Genomic DNA, 5,116 nt, shown 5'->3' on the forward strand with positions numbered 1-5,116 from the left:
GCGATGGCCTCTGCACCCAGCTCATCACGAGGAACGTGAACCGAGGTCAGCGGCACGTCGTGGATCTCCGCCAGATTAAAGCCATCCGTACTCATCACCGAAATATGCCTTGGCACGCTGATGTGCATTTTCTTTAGCGCGTTGACGGCACCCACCGCCATATAGTCACCCCCTGCCAGGATCGCCGTCGGCAATTGCGCCCGGTCGGTTATGCTGTTGATAAAGGTTGTGATGGCCTGCTCGGCTTCTTCGCTGCCGAAACCGGAGGTGGTGACCAGATGCTGGCGGTCATCGAAGGGAATATTGTGCCGTGTATAGGCCTGTTTGATCCCCGCTAGCCGCAGTTCCATGGTATTGCGCCGCAGACATTGCAGATTGAGGATACGGCTGTGGCCCTGTTGCAACAGATAGTTGGCGGAATACTCTCCAATCAGTTGGTGATCGGGAGAGACGCTGTCTAGCCGCATCTGGCGATCGGTGCAGTTAATCAGAATGCAGGGCTTGTTCAGATCGGCGGCCAGCGTATGGATATGCTCGTCATCAATGCCGATGATCAGCACGGCTTCAGTTAACGGATCGCTCATCTTTTCCAGAAACAGCACGCTGTCACTGTGTTGCTCCTCCAACCCGCAGTAGCGGATCCTCACATCATGTTGCGCCAGTGCAGTGGTGATCCCCTGGATCACCTTGTAGTAGAAGATATCGGTGCGGACATCAAAGGCGCGCTGCGGGGCAAACACCATCACGTTGTTCAACATCAGCCTGCCGTTGGAAAGCCCCTGCAAAATACCGTTTTGCTGTGCGCAGGCCAGCACCCGTTGCCGCGCCTCGGCACTGGTGTTGGATTTCCCTGCCAACACGCGTGAAACGGTGCTGATCGAAAGCCCGGTTTGGCGCGCAATTTCCTGTATTTTCAACTTTCCGTTCATTTTGTGATCTCCTTCAAATTCATCTGTGAAAATATTCTCACGGGCTATATCTGTCTTACAGGTGGCTTTCTATGGCTGCAATGGCGAAATTTTAACTGGTGAATGAAAATTTTTGCAAAAATCACCATTTCACTCGCACTCTCCGCTGGTTAGTCTGCCTTGGTACACCAATTTTATAGATTTATCAGTCCAATTTACCGGATGTAATACAAGTAAAACAACATTAAATCATAGGGTTGTCGCAGCATTGACGTTGTATTGTGGTCGCCGTCACAAATAACGCTGTTAACACCTCCGTTACCAAGAGTTGCCCTACCAAACAGGCGTATGGTCGCCACGGAGATCAAGATGAGTGTAGAAATCAATCAAACGGTAGTCGCCAGCAGCCGCCGTAAATTCAAATCGTTGCGCTGGTGGATGTTGGCCCTGTTCCTGTTGGGCGTCACGGTTAACTACATTACCCGCAACTCGCTGGGCATTTTGGCACCTGAGCTGAAAACCAGCCTCAACATGACCACCGAGCAATACTCTTGGGTGGTAGCCTCCTTCCAACTGGCTTATACCCTGTTCCAACCCATCTGTGGTTGGCTGATCGACGTCATCGGTCTGAAGATGGGGTTCCTGATTTGTGCCAGCATCTGGGCCGTGGTGTGCATGATGCATGCTGGCGCGGGCACTTGGTTGCAACTGGCGATCTTGCGTTTCTTCATGGGCGCAGCAGAAGCGGCGGCTACCCCGGCCAACGCCAAAGCGATTTCTGACTGGTTCCCGAAAAAAGAACGGCCGATTGCCGCAGGCTGGGCAGGAGTGGGTTTCTCAATCGGGGCGATGTTGGCTCCGCCGATTATTGTGATTGCTCACGTGTCCTTCGGCTGGCAGGGAGCTTTCCTGTTCTCTGGTGCCCTGGCACTGATCTGGGTGGTTTTGTGGTGGGGGTTTTACCACTCGCCGCAACAGCACCCGAATCTGAGCCAAAAGGAGTTTGATCTGATCAACGAGGATAATGAACCGGTACTGCCGAAGCTGCCGTTCTTTAAATCGTTGGCGATCCTGTGCAAAAACAAAAAATTCTACGGCATCGCCATCCCCGCGTTTCTGGCTGAACCGGCTTGGGCGGTATTCAGTTTCTGGGTGCCGTTGTACCTGGCCACCGAGCGTGGCATGGATCTCAAACAGATCGCCATGTTTGCCTGGCTGCCGTTCCTGGCGGCGGATATCGGCAGCGTCGCCAGTGGTTATCTCACTACGCTGTATCGCAAATGGTTCGGCTGTTCCCGCGTGAACTCGGTGGTGGCCAGTTCGGTGACCGGAGCCTTCATGATGGTCTCGCTGGCGTTTGTCGCGATCACCAAAGATCCCTACATCGCGATCGCGCTGATCTCCATTGGTGGCTTTGGACATCAGGTGATCTCCTGCATGTTGAGCGCACTGGTAGTGGAATCCTTCGATAAAAACCAGATGGCGACGGTGAACGGTATGCGCGGCTCCAGCGCCTGGATCGCCAGTTTTCTGTTCACGCTGTTGATTGGCGCCGTTTCTGACACCGTCGGTTTCAACCCGCTCTTCGTCGCTATGGGCTTCTTCGATCTGATTGGTGCGATGTTCCTGATTGCTCTGATCGCCGAGCGCGGCAAAAAACCTTCATCTACTGTTTAAGTTGGATCATTATGAAAACGTTAAAAAACTGGACGCTGGCTGGGCAATACGCCGACCGTATTGAACTGCTGGTGGACGAGCAACACCTGTTCTGCTTGTACGTGTTGGAAAACAATCTGTTGCGCGTGCTGATCAAACGCTGCGGCGAACTGGCGCTGGATCGCACCTGGAGTATTGCCCCGCAGGAGGATGTGCCTTGGGAAGGGCGGGATCGCCTGAGCGTCGCCGGTTTTGGCCTACCGGGCTATCAACTTGGTCAGCAGGGTGACAGTTTGACGGTGACAACCCCACAGCTGCGCGTGACGGTACATCAGCCGCTGTGGCTGGAATGGGAATATTGCAACGTGGTGGGAGAATGGTTGCCACTGGCTGCGGATCGCCCAACCAGTGCCTATCTGCTTAATGCGCACGGCGACGGCGTGGCGCACTATCAGCGCCGCCATCAGGGCGAACGTTACTATGGGCTAGGTGAAAAGGCGGGCGATCTGGAGCGTACCGGCCGCCGCTTTGAAATGCGTAACCTGGACGCGATGGGCTACAACGCCGCCAGCACCGATCCGCTCTACAAACATATCCCATTTACCATCACGCGCCGGGAAGCGGTCAGCTTTGGCCTGTTTTATGACAACCTGAGCAGTTGCTGGCTGGATCTGGGGAATGAGATCGACAACTATCATCTGGCCTACCGCCGCTATCAGGCAGAGGCAGGCGATCTGGATTACTATCTGTTCCTGGGGCCAAAGGTGCTCGACGTCACCAAAGCCTTTGTGAGGCTGACCGGTAAAACCCATTTTGGGCCGAAGTGGAGCCTGGGTTACAGCGGCTCGACGATGCATTACACCGATGCGCCGGATGCCCAGCAGCAGTTGCAGCAGTTTATCCAGCTATGCCGCCAGCACGCCATCCCGTGCGATTCGTTCCAGCTTTCTTCGGGCTATACCTCGATCAATAACAAGCGCTACGTCTTCAACTGGAACTACGACAAGGTGCCGCAGCCTAAACAGCTTAGCCAAGCCTTCCACGATGCCGGGCTGAAGCTGGCAGCGAATATCAAACCCTGTCTGTTGCAGGATCATCCCAAATATCAGCAGGTGGCAGAACTTGGCTTGTTTATCCGCGATTCGCAAAGCGACGGCCCAGAACGTTCCAGCTTCTGGGATGACGAAGGTTCGCACCTTGACTTCACCAACCCGGCAGCGGTGCGCTGGTGGCAGCAGGGGGTGACGGAACAACTGCTGGAAATGGGGATTGATTCCACCTGGAATGACAACAACGAGTATGAGGTGTGGGATGGTGAAGCGCGCTGCCATGGGTTTGGCAAGCCGATTGCCATCAAGCATATTCGTCCGGTGATGCCGTTGCTGATGATGCGTGCCTCGCTTGAAGCACAGCAGCGCTTTGCACCGAACCTGCGGCCTTATTTGATCTCGCGCTCCGGCTGCGCCGGTATGCAGCGCTATGTGCAAACCTGGAGTGGAGACAACCGCACCAGTTGGCAAACCCTGCGCTATAACACCCGCATGGGAGTGGGTATGAGCCTGTCCGGGTTGTTTAACGTCGGACACGACGTGGGGGGCTTCTCCGGCGATAAACCGGACGCGGAACTGTTGGTGCGTTGGGTACAAAACGGAGTCATGCACCCGCGTTTTACCATCCATTCGTGGAATGATGACGCCACCGTTAACGAGCCCTGGATGTACCCGGCGGCCACGCCGATGATCCGTGATGCTATCAACCTGCGTTATCGGCTGATGCCTTACTTCTACACGCTGCTGTGGCAGGCGAGCCATGATGATGAGCCGATGCTGCGGCCAACCTTCCTCGATCATGAACACGATGAGTGCACCTTCGGTGAGACCGATGATTTCCTGATTGGCCGCGACCTGCTGGTGGCCAGCGTGGTAGAGCAGGGGCAGCGCCAGCGTGAAGTCTACCTGCCGGATAACGTTGATGGCTGGTACTGCTTCTATAGCGGCCAATGGTACAGCGGCGGCCAAAGCATTGTGCTGGAAGCACCGCTGGAACGTTTGCCACTGCTGGTACGCGCTGGGGCCGGGCTCCCGATGTCGCAGCGGTTGGGGCATGTGGATCATGTGGCAGACGATCGCCGGGAACTGAGGTTGTTCCCGACCAAGGGCTGTGTATGGTCCTCAGGCCTGCTGTTTGAAGACGACGGGGAAAGCCATGGCTGGCAGCAGAATAATGCGCTGTGGCTCCGCTGGGAGGCGGAGAGTGACAATCAGCGCATCGAACTGACCTTCACCCAAGAAGGACATTTCAAACCGACGTGGCAGGCGCTGAACATTGTGTTGCCAGCAGGCGAGACTCGCGAACTGTGGGTGAATGGGGTCTGCCGGGGGACTTATGTGCTGTAATTAATGTCATATCCCAACCCTCTGCAGAGGGTTGGGGAAGTATCAAACTGGATGAAGTTTGGCGTGGGATTGGTTATCATTAATACACTGCTATCTAGGTACCCATAAGGTGTTCTCTGTGAAAAAGACCAGCTTACAAGCTAAATTAGCCTATTG

Annotated in this window: 3 protein-coding genes; 2 read left to right on the forward strand and 1 reads right to left on the reverse strand. The window is 55.1% G+C overall.

Annotated elements, in window-relative coordinates; translation table 11 throughout:
• Window positions 1-929, reverse strand: a 929-nt coding sequence (locus ACLQ7H_RS01185) for a LacI family DNA-binding transcriptional regulator (protein ID WP_411751091.1), incomplete at its 3' end; no start/stop codon positions are given.
• Window positions 930-1,277: 348 nt separating this feature from the next.
• On the opposite strand from ACLQ7H_RS01185, the gene ACLQ7H_RS01190 reads away from it, so the two are divergent.
• Window positions 1,278-2,585: an MFS transporter gene (locus tag ACLQ7H_RS01190; protein WP_411751092.1), complete on the forward strand. Its 1,308-nt coding sequence runs from the start codon at window positions 1,278-1,280 to the stop codon at window positions 2,583-2,585.
• An 11-nt stretch (window positions 2,586-2,596) separates the two neighbouring features.
• Complete coding sequence (locus ACLQ7H_RS01195; protein WP_411751093.1) at window positions 2,597-4,960, forward strand: TIM-barrel domain-containing protein; 2,364 nt, start codon at window positions 2,597-2,599, stop codon at window positions 4,958-4,960.
• Window positions 4,961-5,116 lie beyond the last annotated feature (156 nt).

This window comes from Serratia sp. (in: enterobacteria), from assembly GCF_046715635.1.
In the GTDB taxonomy this organism is placed as follows: Bacteria; Pseudomonadota; Gammaproteobacteria; order Enterobacterales; family Enterobacteriaceae; genus Chania.

Bases quoted from the DNA above. Each gene is read 5' to 3' on its own strand.
- ACLQ7H_RS01190 (WP_411751092.1), top strand. From the start codon at position 1,278: ATGAGTGTAGAAATCAATCAAACGGTAGTCGCCAGCAGCCGCCGTAAA.
- ACLQ7H_RS01195 (WP_411751093.1), top strand. From the start codon at position 2,597: ATGAAAACGTTAAAAAACTGGACGCTGGCTGGGCAATACGCCGACCGT.